The organism is Streptomyces sp. NPDC041124, from assembly GCF_055592385.1.
In genome coordinates this window covers 70900-93146 of record NZ_JBVIYR010000014.1, presented here as the reverse complement: position 1 = coordinate 93146, position 22247 = coordinate 70900, and the positions used below count along the sequence as shown (strand labels likewise).

Annotated in this window: 21 protein-coding genes and 1 tRNA gene; 11 read left to right on the top strand and 11 right to left on the bottom strand. The window is 71.7% G+C overall.

The window, feature by feature from the left end; all coding sequences use genetic code 11:
• Window positions 1-18 precede the first annotated feature (18 nt).
• On the bottom strand, window positions 19-174 hold the full coding sequence (locus tag ACZ6A9_RS30365; RefSeq protein ID WP_189561008.1) for a hypothetical protein: 156 nt from the start codon (window positions 172-174) through the stop codon (window positions 19-21).
• Window positions 175-377: 203 nt separating this feature from the next.
• Window positions 378-1079, bottom strand: coding sequence for a phosphate signaling complex protein PhoU (gene phoU / locus ACZ6A9_RS30360; RefSeq protein WP_468992022.1), 702 nt, complete (start codon window positions 1077-1079; stop codon window positions 378-380).
• 199 nt (window positions 1080-1278) lie between these two features.
• Here phoU and phoR point away from each other — a divergent pair, with 199 nt between their 5' ends.
• Window positions 1279-2616 carry a two-component system sensor histidine kinase PhoR gene (gene phoR, locus ACZ6A9_RS30355; protein ID WP_468992019.1) on the top strand — a complete coding sequence of 446 codons (1338 nt, stop codon included), beginning with the start codon at window positions 1279-1281 and terminating at the stop codon, window positions 2614-2616.
• Complete coding sequence (gene phoP / locus ACZ6A9_RS30350) at window positions 2613-3293, top strand: two-component system response regulator PhoP (RefSeq protein WP_004929857.1); 681 nt, start codon at window positions 2613-2615, stop codon at window positions 3291-3293. Before phoR ends, phoP begins: the two co-directional genes overlap by 4 nt.
• A gap of 84 nt (window positions 3294-3377) precedes the next feature.
• Here phoP and ACZ6A9_RS30345 read toward each other — a convergent pair whose 3' ends face one another.
• Window positions 3378-4052, bottom strand: a complete 675-nt coding sequence (locus tag ACZ6A9_RS30345) for a copper chaperone PCu(A)C domain-containing protein (protein WP_468992016.1) — start codon at window positions 4050-4052, stop codon at window positions 3378-3380.
• Window positions 4053-4757: 705 nt separating this feature from the next.
• Here ACZ6A9_RS30345 and ACZ6A9_RS30340 point away from each other — a divergent pair.
• The 6 genes from ACZ6A9_RS30340 (at window position 4758) to ACZ6A9_RS30315 (ending at window position 11287) form a co-directional block, all read left to right on the top strand.
• Window positions 4758-5240: a CarD family transcriptional regulator gene (locus ACZ6A9_RS30340; RefSeq protein WP_003953493.1), complete on the top strand. Its 483-nt coding sequence runs from the start codon at window positions 4758-4760 to the stop codon at window positions 5238-5240.
• A gap of 341 nt (window positions 5241-5581) precedes the next feature.
• Window positions 5582-6358, top strand: a complete 777-nt coding sequence (gene ispD, locus ACZ6A9_RS30335; protein ID WP_468992013.1) for a 2-C-methyl-D-erythritol 4-phosphate cytidylyltransferase — start codon at window positions 5582-5584, stop codon at window positions 6356-6358.
• Window positions 6348-6842: a 2-C-methyl-D-erythritol 2,4-cyclodiphosphate synthase gene (ispF, locus tag ACZ6A9_RS30330; RefSeq protein ID WP_468992010.1), complete on the top strand. Its 495-nt coding sequence runs from the start codon at window positions 6348-6350 to the stop codon at window positions 6840-6842. The genes ispD and ispF overlap by 11 nt, the downstream gene beginning before the upstream one ends.
• 171 nt (window positions 6843-7013) lie before the next feature.
• Window positions 7014-8414: a cysteine--tRNA ligase gene (gene cysS, locus ACZ6A9_RS30325; RefSeq protein WP_468992007.1), complete on the top strand. Its 1401-nt coding sequence runs from the start codon at window positions 7014-7016 to the stop codon at window positions 8412-8414.
• Window positions 8415-8537: 123 nt separating this feature from the next.
• On the top strand, window positions 8538-9479 hold the full coding sequence (rlmB, locus tag ACZ6A9_RS30320) for a 23S rRNA (guanosine(2251)-2'-O)-methyltransferase RlmB (RefSeq protein WP_468992002.1): 942 nt from the start codon (window positions 8538-8540) through the stop codon (window positions 9477-9479).
• A gap of 140 nt (window positions 9480-9619) precedes the next feature.
• Window positions 9620-11287, top strand: coding sequence for a DoxX family protein (locus ACZ6A9_RS30315; protein ID WP_468991998.1), 1668 nt, complete (start codon window positions 9620-9622; stop codon window positions 11285-11287).
• A 120-nt stretch (window positions 11288-11407) separates the two neighbouring features.
• Here the strand turns inward: ACZ6A9_RS30315 and ACZ6A9_RS30310 are convergent, their stop codons facing one another.
• From ACZ6A9_RS30310 to ACZ6A9_RS30295, 4 genes are all read right to left on the bottom strand, one after another.
• Window positions 11408-12139, bottom strand: a complete 732-nt coding sequence (locus tag ACZ6A9_RS30310; RefSeq protein WP_468991995.1) for a nucleotidyltransferase family protein — start codon at window positions 12137-12139, stop codon at window positions 11408-11410.
• A gap of 346 nt (window positions 12140-12485) precedes the next feature.
• Window positions 12486-12941 carry a hypothetical protein gene (locus ACZ6A9_RS30305; protein ID WP_468991992.1) on the bottom strand — a complete coding sequence of 152 codons (456 nt, stop codon included), beginning with the start codon at window positions 12939-12941 and terminating at the stop codon, window positions 12486-12488.
• 188 nt (window positions 12942-13129) lie between these two features.
• Window positions 13130-14218, bottom strand: a complete 1089-nt coding sequence (locus ACZ6A9_RS30300; protein WP_228969818.1) for a sn-glycerol-3-phosphate ABC transporter ATP-binding protein UgpC — start codon at window positions 14216-14218, stop codon at window positions 13130-13132.
• 177 nt (window positions 14219-14395) lie between these two features.
• Window positions 14396-15397 (bottom strand): helix-turn-helix transcriptional regulator, encoded by a 1002-nt coding sequence (locus ACZ6A9_RS30295; protein WP_468991986.1) that lies wholly within the window; start codon window positions 15395-15397, stop codon window positions 14396-14398.
• 107 nt (window positions 15398-15504) lie between these two features.
• Between ACZ6A9_RS30295 and ACZ6A9_RS30290 the strand changes: the two genes are divergently transcribed.
• Both ACZ6A9_RS30290 and ACZ6A9_RS30285 read left to right on the top strand, forming a co-directional pair.
• Window positions 15505-15915: a DUF3224 domain-containing protein gene (locus ACZ6A9_RS30290; protein ID WP_468991981.1), complete on the top strand. Its 411-nt coding sequence runs from the start codon at window positions 15505-15507 to the stop codon at window positions 15913-15915.
• A 78-nt stretch (window positions 15916-15993) separates the two neighbouring features.
• Window positions 15994-16067, top strand: a tRNA-Thr gene (locus tag ACZ6A9_RS30285).
• A gap of 175 nt (window positions 16068-16242) precedes the next feature.
• Here the strand turns inward: ACZ6A9_RS30285 and ACZ6A9_RS30280 are convergent.
• The 4 genes from ACZ6A9_RS30280 to ACZ6A9_RS30265 all read right to left on the bottom strand — a co-directional run bounded on the left by ACZ6A9_RS30280 (window position 16243) and on the right by ACZ6A9_RS30265 (window position 21430).
• Window positions 16243-18066 (bottom strand): WD40 repeat domain-containing serine/threonine protein kinase, encoded by a 1824-nt coding sequence (locus ACZ6A9_RS30280; protein WP_468991978.1) that lies wholly within the window; start codon window positions 18064-18066, stop codon window positions 16243-16245.
• Window positions 18067-18308: 242 nt separating this feature from the next.
• Window positions 18309-19196: an aminoglycoside phosphotransferase family protein gene (locus ACZ6A9_RS30275; RefSeq protein ID WP_468991974.1), complete on the bottom strand. Its 888-nt coding sequence runs from the start codon at window positions 19194-19196 to the stop codon at window positions 18309-18311.
• Between the two features lie 44 nt (window positions 19197-19240).
• The gene (locus tag ACZ6A9_RS30270) at window positions 19241-20215 is read right to left on the bottom strand and encodes a zinc-binding dehydrogenase (RefSeq protein ID WP_468991970.1); all 975 of its coding nucleotides are present in this window, start codon (window positions 20213-20215) and stop codon (window positions 19241-19243) included.
• A 54-nt stretch (window positions 20216-20269) separates the two neighbouring features.
• Window positions 20270-21430: an NAD(P)-binding protein gene (locus tag ACZ6A9_RS30265; protein ID WP_468991965.1), complete on the bottom strand. Its 1161-nt coding sequence runs from the start codon at window positions 21428-21430 to the stop codon at window positions 20270-20272.
• Between the two features lie 131 nt (window positions 21431-21561).
• Between ACZ6A9_RS30265 and ACZ6A9_RS30260 the strand changes: the two genes are divergently transcribed.
• Window positions 21562-22239, top strand: a complete 678-nt coding sequence (locus ACZ6A9_RS30260) for a pentapeptide repeat-containing protein (RefSeq protein ID WP_468991963.1) — start codon at window positions 21562-21564, stop codon at window positions 22237-22239.
• Window positions 22240-22247: the final 8 nt, after the last annotated feature.

The following is a 22247-nucleotide window of genomic DNA, read 5'->3' as shown; positions in this document are numbered from 1 at the left end:
CGTGACGTACCTACCGCGTCAGCCGCACTGGCACGGGTTGCCCGACTGGCACCCGCAGCCGCAGCCCGAGCCGCAGCCGCAGGCGGCGATCAGGGTGAGGTGCCTGATCTCGGCCGGCTGCTCGGTCTCGCGCTCCTGCGTGGGGTCGGGCGTCGTGCCGGGGGATTCGGCCATGGGTGCCTCCTCGGGGCTGGGGCCTGCGCACACCTTCGCCCATTGGACGCCCGCCCCACCGGGCGCATCAACGGCGCATCGAGGCTCGTACACGCCCCGGCCGAGCCGCGCACGCCGGCCCGCGCACGCCGGCCCGCGCACGCCGGCCCGGGCGGCCCAGCCCGCGCACGCCGCCCCGCGCACGCCCGTCGGGTGAGCCGCGGTCAGGCCTCCGTCGCCCCCGGCACCGTCTGGATCTCCGTCTGGAGTTCCGCCTGGATCTCGTCCGCGTGCTCGCCCGTGACCAGGTAGACGACCCGCTTGGCGACCGAGACCGCGTGGTCGGCGAAACGCTCGTAGTAGCGGCCCAGGAGCGTGACGTCGACGGCCGTCTCGATGCCGTGCTTCCAGCGGTCGTCCATCAGGTGCTGGAACAGGGTGCGGTGCAGCAGGTCCATCGCGTCGTCGTCCTGCTCCAGCTGGAGCGCCAGGTCGACGTCCTTGGTGATGATCACCTCGGCGGCCTTCGCCATCAGGCGCTGCGCGAGCTGGCCCATCTCCAGGATGGTCGCGTGCAGGTCGGCCGGGACCCCGCGGTCCGGGTAGCGCAGCCGCGCGAGCTTCGCCACGTGCTGGGCGAGGTCGCCGGAGCGCTCCAGGTCGGCCGACATCCGCAGCGAGGTGACGACGATGCGAAGGTCGGTCGCCACCGGCTGCTGGCGTGCCAGCAGGGCGATGGCCCGCGCCTCCAGTTCGTGCTGGAGCTCGTCGACCTTCTGGTCGGCCTCGATCACGTGCTCCGCAAGCTTCAGATCGGCGTCGAGGATGGCGGTCGTGGCGCGCCCGATCGCCGAGCCGACCAGCCGGGCCATCTCCACCAGACCGTCGCCGATCGAATCCAGTTCCTCGTGGTACGCGTCCCGCATCAGGCTTCCTCTCGTACGTCTGTCCGGGCTTTAGGGGCCTGGGCTCCTGCCCACGCTCCCACGTTCGGCCCCCTACGCGTCCGGTTCCGTCACCCCAAATGAACCATCCCTGGCTCCAAGGTGAACTCTGGGCGACGAGTGTTCGAGGTCGCCCGCCGACGGCTGTGGGGACCGGCCGCGCCATGCCTAACCTGGACTCATGGACGTGAACGCGGCGGTCGCCGCAGTGGCAGCGATCGCCGGAGTGCTCACCGGCGTCATCGCCATGCTCGCGGTCCGCTTCAGCGAACGCGAACAGAGGCGCCCCACGCGCACCTCCCTGCACACCGACCCGGTCCTCCCGCCGGGCGTCGACACCGTGCTGTCCGTACTGCGTTCGTCCGCGGTCGTGCTCGACGAGGCCGACGCGGTGGTCAAGGCCAGTTCCGCCGCGTACGCCCTCGGACTGGTCCGCGGCGGGAAGCTCGCCGTGGAACCCATGCTCAAGATGGCCCGCGACACGCGCCGCGACGGCGAGATACGCCAGGTCGAGCTGGACCTGCCCCGCCGGGGGACCGGACGCGGCGAGGCCCTCGCGGTGTCCGCGCGGGTGGCGCCGCTCGGCTCCCGGCTCGTCCTGCTGCTCGTCGAGGACCTCACCGAGGCCCGCCGCATCGAGGCCGTACGACGCGACTTCGTCGCCAACGTCAGCCACGAGCTCAAGACCCCCGTGGGCGCGCTCTCGCTGCTCTCCGAGGCCGTGATGGACGCCTCCGACGACCCCGAGGCCGTGGAGCGCTTCGCGGGCCGCATGCAGATCGAGGCGACCCGGCTGACGAGCCTGGTGCAGGAGCTCATCGACCTCTCCCGGGTGCAGAACGACGACCCGCTGGAGGACGCCGAACCCGTGCGCGTCGACGAGCTGGTCGCCGAGGCCGTCGACCGCTGCCGGCACGCGGCGGGCACCAAGGAGATCACCATGGCCGCGGCGGGCGCCGACGACCTGCGCATCTGGGGCAACCGGGGCCAGCTCGCCGCGGCCCTCGGCAACCTCGTCGAGAACGCGGTCAACTACTCGCCCGCCCGCACCCGTGTGGGCATCGTGGCCCGCACGGTCGCCCAGCCGGGCGGGGACCTGATCGAGATAGCCGTGACCGACCAGGGCATCGGCATCTCGGAGAAGGACAAGGAGCGCGTCTTCGAGCGCTTCTACCGCGTCGACCCCGCCCGTTCCCGCGCCACCGGCGGCACGGGACTGGGCCTCGCGATCGTGAAGCACGTGGCCGCCTCGCACGGCGGGGAAGTCACCGTGTGGAGCGCCGAGGGCCAGGGCTCCACCTTCACCCTGCGGCTGCCGGAGGGCCGTGCCGCCCGCGACCGGGCCCGCGAGACGTCCCACCGGGACGACGACACGGAAGGCCTCGACGGCGAGGCCGGACGGGCGTCCCACCCCACCCCCCACGGTTCCGACCCATCCCCCGACGGTTCCGACCCATCCCCCCGCACTTCCGATCCATCCGCGTACGCAACGCTTCCCTCCCCGGAGGTCCTTCCGTGACCCGAGTGCTCGTCGTCGAGGACGAGGAGTCCTTCTCCGACGCCCTGTCGTACATGCTCCGCAAGGAGGGTTTCGAGGTCGCCGTCGCGACCACCGGGCCCGACGGACTCGACGAGTTCGAGCGCAACGGCGCCGACCTCGTCCTCCTCGACCTGATGCTGCCCGGGCTGCCGGGCACCGAGGTGTGCCGCCAGCTGCGCGGCCGCTCCAACGTCCCCGTCATCATGGTGACCGCCAAGGACAGTGAGATCGACAAGGTCGTCGGGCTGGAGATAGGTGCCGACGACTACGTCACCAAGCCGTTCTCCTCGCGCGAGCTGGTCGCGCGGATCCGCGCGGTGCTGCGGCGCCGCGGGGAGCCGGAGGAGGTGACCCCGGCGGCCCTGGAGGCCGGACCGGTGCGCATGGACGTCGACCGGCACGTGGTCACCGTGGGCGGCACCAAGGTGGACCTGCCGCTGAAGGAGTTCGACCTGCTGGAGATGCTGCTGCGCAACGCGGGCCGGGTGCTGACCCGGATGCAGCTCATCGACCGGGTGTGGGGGGCCGACTACGTCGGTGACACCAAGACGCTCGACGTGCACGTGAAGCGGCTGCGCGCGAAGATCGAGCCGGACCCCGGGGCGCCGCGCTACCTGGTGACGGTGCGGGGACTGGGCTACAAGTTCGAGCCGTAGGCCGGCGGGAGGGCGCGACCGCCCGCGACGACACGAAGGGCGGGTCCCCGACCGGGGGCCCGCCCTTCGGCGTCGGTGCGTCGGTCAGCCGTTGGAGGGCTGGCTGGCGGAGGCCGCGTCCGTCGGGGTCTCGGAGCCGGAGGTCTCCTCGTCGGCCGGGGCGTCGCCGGACTCGTCCGTGCTGCCGTCGGCCGGCTCGTCGGAGGACTCCGCCGAGGGCTCCGGCGAGCCGCCCGGCGCGTTCGGGATGTCGCTCGGGCCCCACTCCTCGAAGAAGCTCTCGGCCGGGTAGACGATCGCCCGCAGGCTCACCTCACCGGTCTCGCTGAAGGTGAACGTGACCGGCTGCGCGTTGCCGTCGCGGACGGCCTCCCGGCTGCTGGGCAGGACGGCGGAGGCGTTGCCCTCGCCGCCGAGGATCAGCGAACCGCCGGCCGGGACGGTCAGGCTGCCGCCCTCGGCGGGGGACAGCTCGGCGGACTTGCCGGTGCCGGGAAGGGTGACCGACTCCAGCGTCTGGTCGGTGTCGCCCTCGTTGAACAGCGTGGCGGAGACGACGGCGGGGCCGGTCGACTCCAGGTCCGGCTGGGTGACGACGATGGCGTTCTGGATCTTGATGTCGCCGACGGTCGTCGCGGCGTTGTCCGGCTGGATCTGCAGGGTCTGGGCGTTGTTGCCGGCCGCGCACGCGGAGAGCGAGGCGATCGAGAACGCGATGGCGGCGGCGGCGAGTGCGCCGCGTCGAAGGCTGCTGCTCACGGGGCGGCAACTCCTTGACTCGAGCGTTTGGCGACCCGGGTAAAGCCGCCCTAAGTGTCTGTCAGCGGCCTCAGGTTACCGAGCCGTTCCGGCGGTGCCGCACCCGACCCTCCCCCAGGTGCGCGGGTTAGCCCGGGAAGCGGTGCGCGCGGCCGCTCGCGTCACTCGGTCACCGGCCGTCGCGGCGCGCCGGCCGGTGACCGCCCCGCCCTCCCGTGAACCACATGAACCACCGGCGACTCGTCGGTAAACCGCCGTCACTTCGGCCCCGGGGTGCGCGCGAGTACCGAGCCGCCACCGCTCCCGCTACCGCTTCATTCGGTCGATCGCGTATTTCCCGTGCAGGAATGAGCGGGCGGTCGCGGAATTGATCACCGGGCACCGATCGCGGACCGTGTGATCAATTCCGGAATCGGCCGGAACCCGGTCGGGTTCACCGAACGGAGTAGCGAAACTCGAGCAACTGGAACCGGACATATGTGGACGTTCGGCCGTCCGGGCGGGGGTTCGGGGGCGTGTGACGTGTCCGATTCGCTCGCGCCGAAGAGCCGCTCCGACCTGCGAATACCTGCTTCCGGTAGGCGTCCGAAGCACGTTCCTGTTGCGGTTGTCAAGCCCCGAGAATGGCCCTGACCTGCGAAAACGCCATTCAGAAGATGCCGTATCCGTGTTACCCTGGATAGCCACGGAAGGGGTACCTGTCACATGACGTTCAAGGTTGGCGACACCGTGGTCTATCCCCATCACGGGGCCGCGCTGATCGAGGCTATCGAAACTCGCCAGATCAAAGGCGTGGACAAGACCTACTTGGTGCTGAAGGTCGCCCAGGGTGACCTGACGGTACGTGTGCCAGCGGACAATGCGGAGTTCGTCGGCGTGCGTGATGTGGTCGGTCAGGACGGGCTGGACCGGGTCTTCGAGGTGCTGCGCGCACCGTATGCCGAGGAGCCCACGAACTGGTCCCGTCGCTACAAGGCAAATCTCGAGAAGCTCGCCTCGGGCGATGTCATCAAGGTCGCGGAAGTCGTGCGTGACCTGTGGCGTCGTGAGCGCGAGCGTGGACTCTCCGCCGGTGAGAAGCGCATGCTCGCCAAGGCGCGTCAGATTCTGGTCAGCGAACTCGCCCTCGCTGAGAACACCAACGAGGACAAGGCCGAGGCCCTGCTCGACGAGGTGCTCGCCTCCTGAGGCCGGCCTTCTGAGTCACGGCTTCGCTCGCTCGGCACAGCGCAGCAGCCCACACTCAGCACACCGAAATGCCGCGGTGCCCGATGACGTCATGACTGTCGCCGGGCGCTGCGGCATCTTCGTACCCGGACACCGTACGTACGCTGCTCCTGCGCCGTGGTGAGGTAGGTGTCGTCACTCACGCCCCCACCCCCGGCGTGCCGGGCCCGGGCGGTCGACTCGACCAGAGTCACGGAAGGGGCTGGTCAAGGCGCACGCCCGGCACTCCCCCCGCTCCGGGAGCAGGGGGTACGCCCAGGCCATACCCACGTAGGCCGAGCACACAAACCTGACAGGAACCGATGTCTGCCGATCCGCTCCCCCCGCCGTCCCCGACCCCCGCGCCCGGCCGCACGGCCACCCGTACGGCGGCCGTGATCCCGGCCGCCGGCCGCGGTGTGCGCCTCGGCCCCGGCGCCCCCAAGGCGCTGCGCGCCCTCGGCGGCACGCCCATGCTCATCCACGCGATCCGCGCCATGGCCGACTCACGTGCCGTCTCCCTGGTCGTCGTCGTGGCCCCGCCCGACGGCGCCGCCGAGGTCAGGACGCTGCTCGACGCGCACGCCCTGCCCGAGCGCACCGACTTCGTCGTCGTCCCCGGCGGCGACAGCCGCCAGGAGTCCGTGAAGCTCGGCCTGGACGCGCTGCCGCCCGGCTACGACATCGTGCTCGTGCACGACGCGGCCCGCCCCCTCGTCCCCGTGGACACCGTCGACGCCGTCGTCGAGGCCGTCCGCGACGGCGCGCCCGCCGTCGTCCCGGCGCTGCCCCTCGCCGACACCGTCAAGCAGGTCGCACCCGCCCCCGGCCCCGGCGAGCCGGAACCCGTGGTCGCCACCCCCGACCGGTCCCTGCTGCGGGCGGTGCAGACACCGCAGGGCTTCGACCGGGCCACCCTCGTGCGCGCGCACGAGACGGTGAAGGACGACGTCACCGACGACGCGAGCATGGTCGAACAGCTCGGCCTCACCGTCGTCACCGTCCCCGGACACGAGGAGGCCTTCAAGGTCACCCGCCCCCTCGACCTCGTCCTCGCCGAGGCGGTCCTCGCCCGCAGGAGGCTCAACGATGGCTTCTGAGCCCCACCCCCTGCCCCGGGTCGGCATCGGCACCGACATCCACGCCTTCGAGGACGGCCGCGACCTGTGGTGCGCCGGCCTGAAGTGGGAGGACCAGGGGCCCGGCCTGGCCGGCCACTCCGACGCGGACGTCGTCGCCCACGCCGCCTGCAACGCCCTCTTCTCCGCCGCCGGCCTCGGCGACCTGGGACAGCACTTCGGCACCGGCCGCCCCGAGTGGTCCGGCGCGTCGGGCGTCACCCTGCTGACCGAGGCCGCCCGCATCGTCCGCGCGGCCGGCTTCCGCATCGGCAACATCGCCGTACAGGTCGTCGGCCCCCGCCCGAAGATCGGCAAACGCAGGGAAGAGGCCCAGAAGATCCTGACGGAGGCGGCGGGCGCCCCGGTCTCCGTCTCGGGCGCCACCACCGACGGCCTCGGCTTCCCGGGCAGGGACGAGGGCCTCATGGCGGTGGCGACGGCGCTCGTCGTGCACGAGGGGTGACCCCGTCGTACGCGAGGGGTGACCGGACCCACCTCACGGGGGCGCGGGACCGTGCCGGCACGCGGCTCCGGTGCGGCGGTGTGAGCGGCCCGCACCGGGCCCGCGCCTGACATACGCCGTCGAAACCGCCGCAGGCGCACCGCACGCGTCCGCGCCTACTACCCTGGTCCCGTGACTATTCGCCTGTACGACACCAGCGCCCGGCAGATCCGTGACTTCACCCCGCTCCAGCCGGGTCGCGTCTCGATCTACCTGTGTGGTGCCACCGTGCAGGCGGCACCCCACATCGGGCACATCCGCTCGGGGCTGAACTTCGACATCATGCGCCGCTGGCTGGAGTACCGCGGCCTGGAGGTGACGTTCGTCCGGAACGTCACCGACATCGACGACAAGATCATCGCCAAGTCCGCCGAGCAGGGCCGCCCCTGGTGGTCCATCGGCTACGAGAACGAGCGCGCCTTCACCGACGGCTACCGGGCCCTCGGCTGCCTGCCGCCCACCTACGAGCCCCGCGCGACCGGCCACATCACCGAGATGGTCGAGATGATGCGCGGCCTCATCGAGCGCGGACACGCCTACGAGGCCGACGGCAACGTGTACTTCGCCGTCACCTCGTACCCCGAGTACCTGAGGCTGTCCAACCAGGAGCTCGACAACCTGCTCCAGCCGTCGGGCGAGGGCGAGACCGGCAAGCGGGACCCGCGCGACTTCGCGATGTGGAAGAGCGCCAAGCCCGGCGAGCCGAGCTGGGAGACGCCGTGGGGCCGCGGACGCCCCGGCTGGCACCTGGAGTGCTCGGCCATGGCGCACAAGTACCTCGGCAGCGCCTTCGACATCCACGGCGGCGGCCTCGACCTGATCTTCCCGCACCACGAGAACGAGATCGCCCAGGCCAAGGCCTACGGCGACGAGTTCGCCCGCTACTGGGTGCACAACGCCTGGGTCACCATGAGCGGCGAGAAGATGTCGAAGTCGCTCGGCAACTCGGTGCTCGTCAGCGAGATGGTCAAGCACTGGCGGCCCATCGTGCTGCGCTACTACCTCGGCACCCCGCACTACCGGTCGATGATCGAGTACAGCGAGGAGGCCCTGCGCGAGGCGGAGTCCGCGTTCGCGCGGATCGAGGGCTTCGTGCAGCGCGTGGTGGAGAAGGCCGGGGGAGTGGTCGAGCCCTCCGGCGAGGTGCCGCCCGCGTTCGCCGAGGCGATGGACGACGACCTGGGCGTCCCGCAGGCGCTCGCCGTCGTGCACACCACCGTCCGCCAGGGCAACAGCGCGCTGGCCGCCGACGACAAGGAAGCGGCCGTCGCCCGGCTCGCCGAGGTGCGCGCCATGCTCGGGGTGCTCGGCCTCGACCCGCTGGACGCCCCGTGGGCCGGCGAGAGCGACCGCGGCCAGGACCTCCACGGCGTGGTCGACACGCTGGTCCGCATGGTCCTCGACCAGCGCGAGGCCGCCCGGGCCCGCAAGGACTGGCCCACCGCGGACGCCATCCGTGACCAGCTCGGCCAGTCCGGCCTGGTGATCGAGGACGGCCCGCAGGGGCCGCGCTGGAGCCTCGGCCCGCGCTGAGGACCGGGCACCGCCGGCCTCGGCGTCCGAAGATCGATTGTGCCGTCCGGGCCTCCGGGCGGCACACTTCACAGACGTACGCACATACGCACCACCCACGATTCGACGAAAGACGGATACCTCATGGCCGCGAACAACCGCCGCATGTCCGGCAAGAAGGGCGCGCAGGTCGGCAGTGGCGGCCAGCGACGCCGGGGCCTCGAAGGCAAGGGGCCGACGCCGCCCGCCGAGATGCGCAAGGGGCACGCCAAGCAGCGCGCCGCCCAGGCCAAGGCGCGCCGCGCCACCGGCCGCGCCCCGCAGCGACGCGGCGGGGGCCGCTCAACCTCCGAGCTCGTCGTCGGCCGCAACCCGGTCGTCGAGGCGCTGCGCGAGGGCGTTCCCGCGTCCACCCTGTACGTGCAGCAGTTCATCGACAACGACGAGCGGGTGCGCGAGGCGCTCCAGCTCGTGGCCGAGCGCGGCGGCATCAACCTCATGGAGGCCCCCCGCCCCGAGCTCGACCGCATGACCAACGGCCTGAACCACCAGGGTCTGGTCCTCCAGGTCCCGCCATACGAGTACGCGCACCCCGAGGACCTCGTCGCGAACGCCCACGACGAGGGGCAGGACCCGCTGATCGTCGCCCTCGACGGGGTCACCGACCCGCGCAACCTCGGCGCGGTCGTCCGGTCCGTCTCCGCCTTCGGCGGCCACGGCGTCGTCGTGCCCGAGCGGCGGGCCGCCGGGATGACCGCCGGTGCCTGGAAGACGTCCGCCGGTGCGGCCGCCCGTACGCCCGTCGCCCGCGCCACCAATCTGACGCGTGCGCTGGAGGCGTACAAGAAGGCCGGGATCGCGGTCGTCGGCCTGGCCGCCGACGGCGAGGCCGAAGTCGGCGCGCTGGCCGCGCTGGACGGCCCGGTCGTCATCGTGGTCGGCAGCGAGGGCAAGGGTCTCTCCCGGCTGGTCGGCGAGACCTGCGACGTCCGCGTGCGGATCCCGATGCCGGGCGGCGCGGAGTCGCTCAACGCCGGTGTGGCGGCCGGGATCGTGCTGTACGAGGCGGCCCGCCGACGGGGCTGAGCGCACACCGCGAGGCGGGGGAACGGGTGTGCGGATTTGTCACCCGGATGGGGGATTCCGGGTGGTGCGGGCGAGCTTGACGCGGTCCGGACACATCCGGGCGGTCAAGGCAGTGTCCTAACGCCATGTCACTCGGTTAGATGAGTGTGGACACCAGAACACCCCGCACACCCACGGGGGACCGCTCGTCCGGCCTCGACGACGCTCCCGCGCTGAGCATGGTGAAGGTGCCGAGCGATCCGGCGCAGGTCATCGTCAATCACGCCAGCTTCCGCGTGCAGCTGGGCGTCTCGGCGCGGCGCGCCCCCTCGCCGCGGATCGTCCGGTACGCGAGTGCCGTCGAGGACACCACCCGCATCCCCGTCGTCACCACCATGGGCGCGACGGGGCAGCCCGCCGCCCGCCGCCGCCCCGTCGTCTGGAGCGGCCGGTCCGCCCCCGACGACACCGGCGCCCACCGGCTGCTCCAGGCCGTGCGGCAGCACGAAGGCGTCCGCCACGCCGACGACCTGTTCACCGACTCCGGAGCCACCCGGGTCCTGCCCCACACAGGCACCGGGTACGACCACGACGACGGCCCCGACACCCAGCCCATCGAGATCCCGTTCGTCGGCGCCCAGCGCCGCCACGGCGACGGGCCCCTGCTGCCCCCGATGCGCCAGGTCGGCAGCGCCTACGACGAACCCGCCTACGACCACCCCCACGACGGCCACCCGGACTACGACGAACCCGACCACGACGACGCGTTCGCGCCCGCCGGCCGCCGCGCCAGGCGACACGGCGACGACCCGGCCACCGCCCGGCACGCCTACTACCCCGGCCGCCGGATGAACCTCGGCGTCGTCCTCCTCCCGCTGCGCGTCTTCCTCGGCGGCATCTCCGTCTACGCCGGGATGAGCAAACTCTGCGACCCCCTCTACTTCGAGGGCGGCAGACGCGGCTCCATGGTCAAGTGGCTGCACACCCTGCACCCCTGGGAAGTCGCCGAGCCACTGCGCCAGTTCGCCCTCGAGCACCCCATCGGCTCCGGGCTCGCCATCGCCTTCGCCCAGATCGTCGTCGGTGTCCTCACCGTCCTCGGCTGCTGGCAGCGCCTGGCCGCCGTCGTCGGGGCGACACTCTCGGCGGCGCTGCTCGTCACCGTCAGCTGGAAGAGCGTCCCCGTCTACGAGACGCCCGACATCATCTACCTCGCCGCCTGGTCGCCGCTCATCATCGCGGGCGCCCCCGTCTACTCCGTCGACGGCCGCCTCGCGGGCGGGGCCTGGCGCCGGCTCGGCCCCCGCGCGGACATCTGGGACCTGCGGAGCTACGTCCTGCGGCGCGGCGTCCTCATCACCTTCATGGTCTGCGGGCTGACCATGCTCGTCGGCTCCCTCCTCGGCGGAGCGGTCCGCGACGCCGACCGGGTCGTCGTCCCCGGCCCCGGCGAGGCCCCGCGCAACGAACTCCCGGGATCGCCGCTGCCGGAGGACTCCGGCGAGCGCCGGGAGGAGGAGCGGACCCCGTCCGCCTCCACCTCGCCCACCCGGGGCGCCACGGGCTCCGCGAGCCCGTCCGCCGGCACCACCAGCCCCGGCGCGACCCAGGGCGCCGGTGCCGCCACCGGCGCGCCCAGCCAGAGCCAGGGCAGCAGCGGTGAGGCCCCGCCGCAGCAGTCCTCCCCGGCCGACCAGGCCCCGAGCACCACGTCCGGCCCGACCTCGGGCGGCGGCGACGGCTCCGGAGGCAGCGGCGGCGGCGCCCCGAGCGGCGACGACGGCGACTCCTCCAGGCGGCCCGGCCTGGTGGGCGGCCTCCTGGGCTGACACCCCGGCACCCTCGGGCGCGTACGACGAAGGGGTCCCGCACGGAGGCACCGTGCGGGACCCCTTCGTCGTCCGACGTCGCCCGCGAGGGCCGGCCGGCGCGCTCCGCCAGGCCGGTGGTCAGCGGACCTGGGCCGCCAGTTCCTTCGCCGCCTCCGTCAGGTCCTTCGCGGTGTCGATCGCCCGCCAGTAGGAGCCCTGGGGGATGGGGAACCCGGCGAGACTGCGCTCGCGCGCGAGACGCGGGAACGTGGTGCGCTCGTGGTCGCCGCGCTCCGGGAGCAGATCGGCGAACCCGGCGGAGAACACGTACACACCCGCGTTGATCTCGAACGTCGACGGCGGGGCCTCGATGAAGTCGGTGATGTGACCGAAGCCGTCGGTGCGCACCGCGCCCCACGGGATGCGCGGGCGGGCCAGGGCGAGGGTCGCCACGGCGTCCCGCTCGGTGTGGAAGTCGGCCATGTCGCGCAGCGAGAACCGGGTCCAGATGTCGCCGTTCGTGGCGTACCAGGGCCGGTCCGGGTGGGGGAGGTGGGCGGCCGCGTACTTCAGGCCGCCGCCGCGGCCGAGGGGCTCCGTCTCGACGACGGTGGTGACGGAGACGGGCAGCTCGGTGGTCTCCAGCCACTTCTGCAGCACCTCGGCGAGGTGGCCGCAGGAGACGACGACGTCGGTGACGCCCTCCTCGGCGAGCCAGGTGAGCTGATGGCCGATGATCGGGGTTCCCGTGCCGGGGATCTCGACCATCGGCTTGGGCCGGTCGTCGGTGTACGGGCGGAGCCGGGAGCCCTGGCCGCCGGCCAGGATGACGGCTTGAACGGGGCGGGAGACGGCACGCGGGTCGGTCATGACCGGAACTTTACGCGGCGCCGGGCTGCGGGTTGCCGGGGTGTTGCCGGTGCCTGGCAGGTGCCGTGTGCCGAGGCGGGCGGGGGGTCTCGCGCAGCCCGGGGCTCACTGGATGCCTCCCCCACTCTCGGGCCCGGTCGAGCGGGAGCTGCCCCCACCCGCCCGCCCGTGCCGCCCCGGGGGCACCTGCCGGGCCCTCAGGGCGCTGGGGAGGCGCGATGGCCCGCGGCAGGGCGGTTGGGCGGCGCGGCCGGTGGCTCGGCGGGGAGGAGGGCGGCACGGCGGGCGGTCGCGGCTGGGTGACCGCGGCGAGGCGGGCAGCCGCGGCCGGGTGCGGGACGGGGCGTCAGCGGGCGGCCCTGACCACTCCCGTGGCGAAGGAGGTGTCGCAGACCGGGCGGGCGTAGGACTGGGCCTGGGTCGGGCCGTAGACGCGGACCGCCGCCCTGCCCAGGGAACGGGCGATCGAGGCGCAGTGCTTCGCCAGCGACGGCCGGTCGTTCACCGCCTGCTGGAGCTGGGTGAGCGCCACACCCGGGTTCTCCTCCTGCAACTCGACCAGCAGCCGGTCGCGCAGCACCTCGTGCGGGGCGCGGGCGTCCGACCGGGAGGAGGCCCCGGAGGCGGCGGTGTCCGCGACGGGGAGCACCGGGCTCGAGGGGGTCCCCGACCAGTTGACCCCCGCGACCGCGAGAGTCCCGGAGAGCACCAGGACGACGGGCAGGACGAGGGCGAGGGAACGGCCGATCCGGCGGGCAGGGCCCCGGCCGCGTCGCGTCTGAGGGTTGATGGAGTGCGTCACGCGAGTGAGGGTAGCGCCCGGTAGCGGCGATGAAACATTCCGTCACCGTTACGGGGGACGAGGAACTCCCGATTCCGGGCGCCGTGTTGACGTACGTGCTCGAAATGCGTGCTTTGCCGGGGTATTTGTCGACAACGTGAAGGGCCCCGCGGTGTTCCGCGGGGCCCTTCACGTCACTGCGGTGGCGCTCAGTCGGACAGGCGCGCGCCGGTCGACGTCGAGAACACGTGGGTCTCGCCCGCGCGCGGCACGACGTGCAGCTCGCTGCCCTTCTCCGGGACCTCACGGCCGCCGACGCGGACCACGATGTCCTTGGTCTCGCCGCCGACCTGCGCGGTGCCGTACACGAACGCGTCGGAGCCCAGCTCCTCCACGACGTTCACGGTGACCGCGACACCCAGGTCGGAGTCGGAGCCGGCCACGTCGAAGTGCTCGGGGCGCACGCCCACGGTGACGGTCTTGTCGCTGGTCGCGGACAGCGCGTCACGCTGCACCGGCACCACCGAGTTGCCGAACTTCACACCGCCGTCGGTGACGGGGACCTCGATCAGGTTCATGGCCGGGGAGCCGATGAAGCCGGCGACGAAGAGGTTCGCGGGCTTGTCGTACATGTTGCGCGGGGTGTCGACCTGCTGGAGCAGACCGTCCTTGAGGACCGCGACACGGTCGCCCATGGTGAGGGCCTCGACCTGGTCGTGGGTGACGTAGACGGTGGTGATGCCCAGACGGCGCTGGAGCGACGCGATCTGCGTACGGGTCGACACACGGAGCTTGGCGTCCAGGTTGGACAGCGGCTCGTCCATGAGGAACACCTGCGGCTCACGCACGATGGCGCGGCCCATGGCGACACGCTGGCGCTGACCGCCGGAGAGCGCCTTCGGCTTGCGGTCCAGGTACTCGGTGAGGTCGAGGATCTTCGCGGCCTCCTCGACCTTCTGCCGGATCTCCGCCTTGTTGACGCCGGCGATCTTGAGCGCGAAGCCCATGTTGTCGGCGACCGACATGTGCGGGTAGAGCGCGTAGTTCTGGAACACCATGGCGATGTCCCGGTCCTTCGGCGGCAGGTGGGTGACGTCGCGGTCGCCGATGCGGATGGCGCCGCCGTTGACGTCCTCGAGCCCCGCGAGCATGCGGAGCGAGGTGGACTTGCCGCAGCCGGACGGGCCGACCAGGACGAGGAACTCGCCGTCCGCGATCTCGATGTCCAGGGCGTCGACGGCGGGCTTGGTGGAACCCGGGTAGATCCGGGTCGCCTTGTCGAACGTGACAGTGGCCATGGTGAATGGTCCCCTTCTACCGGCAGGAACGTGCCGGACGATCCGAGTAGGAAGGTGATGCCACGACGGGTGTTCCGTTGTGGTGAGGTCCACATGGGTGAACTGGCACAGGACGGTACCTGGCGTTCACCTGGTTGTCAGCAGTTCCAGGGCCGTGAATTTCGCGGAAACTTTCGATCACGGGTGTGACGGCGCGGTTTCGTGAGGGGGTGGATCGCCCGCGTACCGGTCCGCCAGTACCGCCACCGCCGTCGCGACGGCCCGGCGCAGCCCGCTCGGCCCGAGCACCTCCGCCTCGACACCGAGCCGCAGCAGATCGCCCGTCGCCACCGACTCCGACTCCACGGACAGTTCCACCTCCACCCAGCCCTCCGCGTCCGGCGGCCCCGCGTCCGCGAGCGCCCGCACTCCCAGCGCCCCGAACTGCATCGGCAGCAGCTTCCGTCCGCGCGGCGACAACCGCAGCCGGGCCGTGCCCTGCCGCGTCGCGGCCTCCATCCGCCGGGAGGACTCCGTCCAGTAGGCGGCCAGGTCGAACCCGGCGGGCCGGGTGAACTCCTCGCCCGTCTCCGCCACCGTCCGGAACCTCGACACCCGGTAGGTGCGCACCGCGTCCTCCGCCCGCGCCACCAGGTACCAGATGCCGCCCTTCAGCACGAGCCCCAGCGGCCCCAATTCCCGGTCCACCTCGCCGCGCCAGCGCTGGTAACGGGTCCGGAGCACCCTGCGGTCCCACACCGCCCGCGCGATCGGCTCCAGGAACGGCACCGGATCGGCGTCCCGGAACCAGGCCGGCGCGTCCAAATGGAACCGCTTGCGCACCCGCCGCGCCCGCTCGGCCGGCTCCCCCGGCAGGGCCGCCTCCATCTTCAGCTGGGCGCTCGCCAGTACGGGGCCGAGCCCCAGGTCGCCGGCCGGTCCCGGCAGCCCCGCCAGGACCAGCGAACCCGCCTCTGCCTCCGTCAGCCCGGTCAGCCGGGTGCGGTAGCCCTCCAGCAGACGGTAGCCGCCCTCGGGCCCGCGTTCGGCCTGTACGGGAACCCCTGCGGCGCCCAGCGCCTCGATGTCCCGGTAGACGGTGCGCACCGACACCTCCAGTTCGGCCGCCAGCCGGGGCGCGGTCATCCGGCCGCGGTTCTGCAGCAGCAGGAGCAGGGATAGGAGGCGGTCGGCACGCATGGCGCTCATTGTCCCGGCGTACCTGACAGAAGGTGTCAGGTACGCCGGGAAGGGTGGGGACGCAGGGACGGCCACCGGGCACGTCCGTCACCTCGGAAGGGACACCCATGCCGACCACCCAGGTCACCGGTTACTTCACCTTCGCCGACTGGAAGGAGCAGCCCGTCACCCCGGAGGACACCGTCCCCCGGCTCGCGCACGCCACGGTCACCAACGCCTTCTCGGGCGGCATCGAGGCCGAGGCCACCACCTGCGACTACTCGATCACCTACCTGACCGCGACGACCGGCGCCTTCGCGGGCATGGAACTCCTCACCGGCCGCGTCGACGGCCGCGAGGGCACCTTCTCCCTCGAGGAACGGGGCCGCTTCACGAGTGACGGCACCGTGCACTGCACCATGGAGGTCGTCGAGGGATCGGGCACCGGGGAGCTGACGGGCCTGCGCGGCACGGGCGGCTTCACCTACCGGCACGGCGAGTCGAAGGTGGCGTACACCTTCGACTACGAGGTGGACTGAGCGGACGGGGCACTCCCCCCAAGTGCGTGGCCCGGCGAAAGCGCCACTGTGTACAGTGGACCAGCCTTCGCGCGCGACGCCTCCTTAGCTCAGATGGCCAGAGCAACGCACTTGTAATGCGTAGGTCGTCGGTTCGAATCCGACAGGGGGCTCCGGAAAGGTCCAGCTCGGTGTTCCTGAGCTGGACCGTTTCATTCAGTGGATGCGCCGGCGGCGTAGGGAGCGGGCCGCGCGGGTGCCGACGCGGTGCGCACCACCCGCCGGCCGCGTCCCCACGCTCCCGCGCCTGTACGTCCGGCCCTGCCGGAACCTGGCCCGACAGGACGATCACCGAGTCCTCTCGCCTCCGTCGTGCAGGGTGTTGGATACCTCGGAGATGTTCCAGAGCTGTAGTGCGTTTCCTGCCGCAGTGGCCAGCAGGCTCTCGTCCGGGCAGAAATCCAGGTCCACGATGGGAGACCCGTTCCCGCGGATGATGCTCAGCAGTCTTCCGTCCAGGGAATCCCGTAAATAGGCCAGATTCGAAGCGCATACGGCGAGGAATCGCCCACTCGGGCTGTATCGTACTTTGCTCACGGCGTGTTCTTCGTTGGTGGTCAGGACGATCGACCAGTTCGACGTTTCCCACACTCGGACTTTCTTGTCCTCGCCTGCGGTCGCGAGGTGTTGACCGGTCGAGTCGAAGGCCAAGTCCCGAATCGGCTTCCTCTGTCTGGTCAGGCTGTGCACCAGCCGGCCGGAACCCACGTCCCACATCCTCACGACCTTGTCCTGGCCGTTACTGGCCAGCAATCGGCCGTCAGGGCTGAAGGCGACTCGGTTGCCCCCCAGATCCAGCCGGTGCAGCAGGATGCCGGTGCCTTGCTCCCACAGATTGATTCCTGATGATCCGTTCGCTGCGGCGGCGATGAGCCGGCCGTCGGGGCTGAACGAGACGGAGTCGTAATTGGTGAAGAGAGAGGGGCCCTGCTTCAGCGTACGTACCGCTTCACCCTCCGGTATTCCCCAGAGGCGTACGGTGGCATCGAATCCGGCGCTGGCCAGGAGACCCTTACCTCGGCTCAGAGCGAGATCTCGAACGCCGCGCTTCCAGAACCCGGGCGCGTGCCCGACCAGGCTGCGCAAGTGCTTTCGGTCGTTCGTGGACCACATTTTGATCAGGCTGTCCTCACCGCCACTGACGAGGGTCGCCCCGTCCCAGAACCGTACGGTGTAGACGCCTCCGTCGTGGCAGTGCCAGCCGGCGATCGGTGATGCCTCCGCGGGGGTTGCCTCAGATGCGCCGGGTGCCGGGACCCGGGGCGCACCCTGTCCCTTCTCCGCTCCGGTGAGGTCGACACAACCGAGCGAGGCAGCGATGTCCGCCAGTGCGGAGCGGGCCGCTTCGGCACTTCCCAGACGCTGATCAGGGTCGCTCGCCAGCAGTGCGGACAGCAACTCGTCAACGGCCCCCGGAACCTCGGGGTTCCCCGCACTCGGTGGCGCCAGAGGTGTGAGCAAGTAGGGGGATCTTCCGGTGAGCAGCTCGTAGAGCACGCATCCGAGTGAGTAGAGATCCGTTTTGGGGTCGATGCGCTTACTGGTGAAACGCTCAGGAGCCATGTATGGCTCCGTGCCGACCCAATGTCCTTCTGCGGTCAAATCCGCTGCCAGTATGCGGCTCTTGGCGATCCCGAAGTCCAGCAGCTTGAGCTGTCGGCCATTCTTGAGCACATGAATGTTCGACGGTTTCACGTCGCGGTGGATGACCCCGTTCTCGTGGGCTGCTTCGAGGGCGGCGGCAATCTGAATGCCCCACCTGATAGCCTCGGCTACGCCTGGCCTCCTCGTCGCCAGGACTCGAGTGAGCGGCTGTCCTTCCAGTAATTCCATCACCAGGAAGGTGATGTAGCGATTTTCTCCGCTATGCCATTCTCCACCGAAGTCGTGAATGGTGACGATGTTCGGGTGGGACAGGCTGCCTGTGATGATCGCCTCGTTCCAGAAGCGTTCCTCCATCTTCGCGGAAGTGGGGGCGTTCTCGGAAATCACCTTGATGGCGATGAAGCGGCGCATTCTTTCATCGAATGCCTTCCAGACTGTCCCGAACCCTCCGGCGCCGATCTGGCTGATCAGCCTGTAGCGCCCGGTCAAAACATCGTCGTTCTTCATGTCTCCGCGCCTTGCAAGGAGTGGATGGAGAGCAACCGGTGAAGTCCGGTCGTCCAGGGGGACGCCGCGTTCGCGCGGAGTGGTTCCTGCTTCCGTCGGTTCCTGAGGATGCCGCGCCGAGGGGAGTGCGCCGGCTTGTGTCCCGTGCAAGATCGACGATCTGCACTGCTTAGCTCGTCGGTTCGAATCCGACAGGGGTCCCCGTTCGAATTCAAGGCGGTACCGCGTCCGGCCTGGATGCGTCATGTCCGGTGGTCGCGCAGGCGGCGGGCGATCTCCAGGTCGCGGTCGTCGAGGGGGCGGCCCCCCTCGGTCTCCCAGAGGCAGTTCTGCAGCACCCGTCCGTACGTCCACGCGGCCGCGCGTGTCCGGTCCAGGGCGAGGACGTCGGTCATGGCGTCGAAGCGCCAGAGGACGTCGTCGGGGTCGAAGTTGTTGGCGAGGGCGGGCCAGAGGTCGAAGCCCGGGTCGCCCGCCAGGGGTTTGGGGTCGATGGCGAGCCAGGGGGCGCGGTCGGCGGCGAGGACGTTCTCGTCGTGGAGGTCCCAGTGCAGGAGGCGGTCGCCGGGTTCGCCGGCGACCTCGCGCACGGCGGCGGCGCAGTCGGCGACGAGGCGGCGGGCGGCCGGGTCGGGGATGCGGGTGAGGACGGCGGTGGTCCGGTCGAGCATGGCCGGTGCGATGTCGCGGAGGTGGCGCATGCCGTCGGGGGCCGGGGTGGTGTGGAGGTGGGCGAGGAGGCGGGCGATGACCAGGACGCCTTCGTGGACGTCCGGCTGGTGGGCGAGCATGCGGGAGGCGTCGAGGCGCTCCAGGAGCATGGTGCCGGTGGGTTCGTCGTGGTCGAGGAGTCGGACGGCTCCGTCGCCGTTCCACAGGCGCAGGGCGGTCGGTTCGCCCTCGCTTTCGTGGTCGCGGATCTGGAGCTTCAGGACGGCCGGTGTGCCGTCCGCGCGGTGGACCGGGAGGACCAGGGCGCTCACGCCGTGCATGGCTGTGCCGGTGACGCGCAGGTCCCAGCGGTCCAGGAAGGCGGCGGTGAGGCCCGGGAGGGCGGCGATGAAGGCGCGGCCGGCTTCCTTGTTGTACTTCTCCTGGGCGGCGGCGAGTTCCGGGGGGATGTCGATCACGTCGGCACCGTAGCCCGGTCGGACGGCCGGAGGGGTGTGTTCTTTCAGGGTTCCAGGACGACCTTTCCGGTGGTGTGTCTGTTCTGCAGGGCCCGGTGGGCGGCGGCGGCCTCGCGGAGGGGGAAGCGGTGGACGGCGGGGGTGAGTCGGCCGTCGGCGGCCTGGGCGAGGGCGCGGAGTTCGAGGGTGCGGACGGGGTTGGCGCCGCCGGCCCGGCGCAGCATCTCGGGGCCGAGGACGTTGGTGGAGAGGCCTTCGACGAGGTAGGGGGTGTCGCTGGTGATGCCCTGGGAGGACCAGCCGAAGACGATGTGCCGGCCGTGGGGGGCGAGGAGGGTGACCGCGGTGCGGGCGATGTCGCCGCCCACGCCGTCGTAGAGGAGGGTGATCTTGCCGTGGTGGGTGTCGAGCAGCCGGGGCCAGTCCGGGTGCGTGTAGTCGACGGCGAGGTCGGCTCCGGCGGCTTGGACGCGGGCCGTCTTGGCGGGGCCGCCGGCGAGGCCGATGACGGTGGCGCCGGCGTTCTTGGCGTACTGCGTGAGGAGGGTGCCGATGCCGCCGGCCGCGGCCGGGACGAGGACGACGTCGGTGGGGCCGGGCTCGGCGGACTGCACGATGCCCATGGCTGTGCGGCCGGTGCCGATCATGGCGACGGCCTGGGCGAAGTCGAGGTGCGGCGGGATCTCGTGGAGGCGGTCGGTGTCGGTGACGGCGAGTTCGGCGTAGCCGCCGGGGTGGAAGCCGAGGTGGGCGACGACGCGGCGGCCGAGCAGATCGGCGGGGGTGCCTTCGCCGAGTGCGTCGACGACTCCGGCGATCTCGCGGCCGGGGACGGTCGGCAGGGTGGCCGGGGCGGGGCCGGGGCCCCGCACGCCTTCGCGCAGGGCGGTGTCGAGGAGGTGGACGCCGGCCGCGTGGACGGTGACGCGGACCTGTCCCGGTCCGGGTCTGGGGTCTTCCACTTCCTCGTAGGTGAGGTTGTCGGCCGGGCCGAAGGTGTGCAGTCGGATGGCGTGCATGGGGGAGCCCCTCGGGGGTCGGTCGGTGCGTCGTCGGGTTCCCACGGTGCGACCTCACGTGTGCTTGAGGTCAAGCGTGGTGCGGCCGAGGGCGAGGGAGACGGCCGTCAGGGCGCTGTTGAAGGACACTTCGGAGAGCACGCCGGGTGCGGCGACCTGGTCGCCGGCGAGGTGGACGCCGTCGCCGCGGTCGACGGCGGGCCGGTCGCGCCAGCTGGTGCCGGGCGGGTCGACGGCGCCGGTGCGGCCGTGCGCGATGGCCTCGCGCCGCCAGGTGACCCGCTCCCGCCAGTCGGGGAAGGCCAGGTCGAGGAGTGTCTCCGCGCGGGCGGTGCCGTGCGCTCTGGTCTCGTGCGGGGCGATGGGGATCTGGCCCTGGAGGAGTTGTTCGCCGGCGGGGGCGAGGGTGCGGTCCTGGGCGGTGAAGCGTTCCAGCCAGCCGGGTGCGTCGAGGTCGGAGACGGCGAAGGCGTCGCCGCGCCGGGTGCGTAGGGCGAGGTCGATCAGGACGGTGCGGCCGCTCGGCCAGGTGAGGGAAGTGTCGCCGAGGAGGCGGCGGGCGGAGTGCAGCGAGGTGGCGACGACGACCGGGGTGCCGGTGGGCGGGGTGTCGACGCGGGAGAGCGTCTCGATGCGGACGCCGAGGTTCCATGCGCGGGCGGCCATGCGGTCGATGAGGCCGCCCCAGCCGCCGCGCGGGTAGTGGGCCTCCGGGGGGATCCGGGTGGCGCGGCGCAGGCGTTCCTGGACGAAGGCGGCGGACAGCGACCCGGGGTCGTGGTGGAAGAGGGCGACCGCCGCGTAGTGGGCGGCGGCCCGTGCGCCGTCCTCGCCGGTGATGCGGGCGGCCCAGGTGTGGAAGTCGGTGTCGACGGGGGCCCGGCCGGCGGGGTGGCGGAGGAGTCTCAGCAGGGCGAGTGGCGGGGTGCGGCGCAGGGTGTTCCGGTGGCGGAAGCGCAGGCGGGTCGCTTCCAGGGGTGGTACGGGGGCGAGCGGGCCGATGAGGCCGCGTCGGCGGAGCCAGGTCCAGTGGGGGCCGCCGTTGTAGAGGGCGTGGGGTCCTTCGTTGGTGCGGTAGGGGCCTTCGGCGGTGCGGGCGCGGCCGCCGAGGGTGTGGTGGGCTTCGTGGACGGTGACCTTGGCGCCCGCCTCCGCGGCGGAGATGGCGGCGGTGAGTCCGGCGAAGCCGCCGCCGATGACGGTGATGCGGTGCATGGCTGGGGTCTCCCTCGTTCGGGTCGTCTTCCGGCTGTGCCGTGGAGACGGAACGAGGGGCCCTGGATGTGACATGCGTGGCGTTTTCGCAGGTGGGGCGGTTTGTCAGTGGTGAGGTGGAGTATGGGCGCGTGGTGAGGCGAGCGGCGGGTGGTTCCCAGGTGAAGGCGGCGCGGCGTCCGCAGGTGCGGCTGCCGGAGCCGGTGCGGTTCGAGGGGGGTGGGCTGGAGCCGGACGGGGATTACGACGGCGTGGAGTTCCTGGGGGAGGATTTCGCCGGGCAGGACGGCGGCGGGGCGCGGTTCATGGACTGCGCGCTGCGGGGGTGCGGGCTGGACGGGGTGCGGTTGTCGCGGGCGCGGGTGCTGGATTCGGTGCTGGCGGGGGTCCGGGGGGTGGGGACCGATCTCGCGGAGGCCTCGTTGCGGGACGTCGAGGTGACGGATGCGCGGCTCGGGGGGACGCAGTTGCACGGGGCGGTGCTGGAGCGGGTGCTGATCCGCGGCGGGAAGATCGATTTCCTGAATCTGCGGGGGGCGCGGCTCAAGGACGTGGTCTTCGAGGGGTGTGTCCTGGTCGAGCCGGACTTCGGCGGGGCGCGGCTGGAGCGCGTGGAGTTCGTGGACTGTGCGCTGAAGGCCGTCGACCTGTCGGGTGCCACTCTGTCGGACGTGGATCTGAGGGGTGCCGCTTCGCTGGAGATCGCGAGGGGGGTGGACCGGCTGTCGGGGGCGGTGATCAGCACGGCCCAGTTGCTGGATCTGGCGCCGGTGCTGGCGGGGGAGTTGGGGATCAGGGTGGAGGGGTGAGCGGCGGG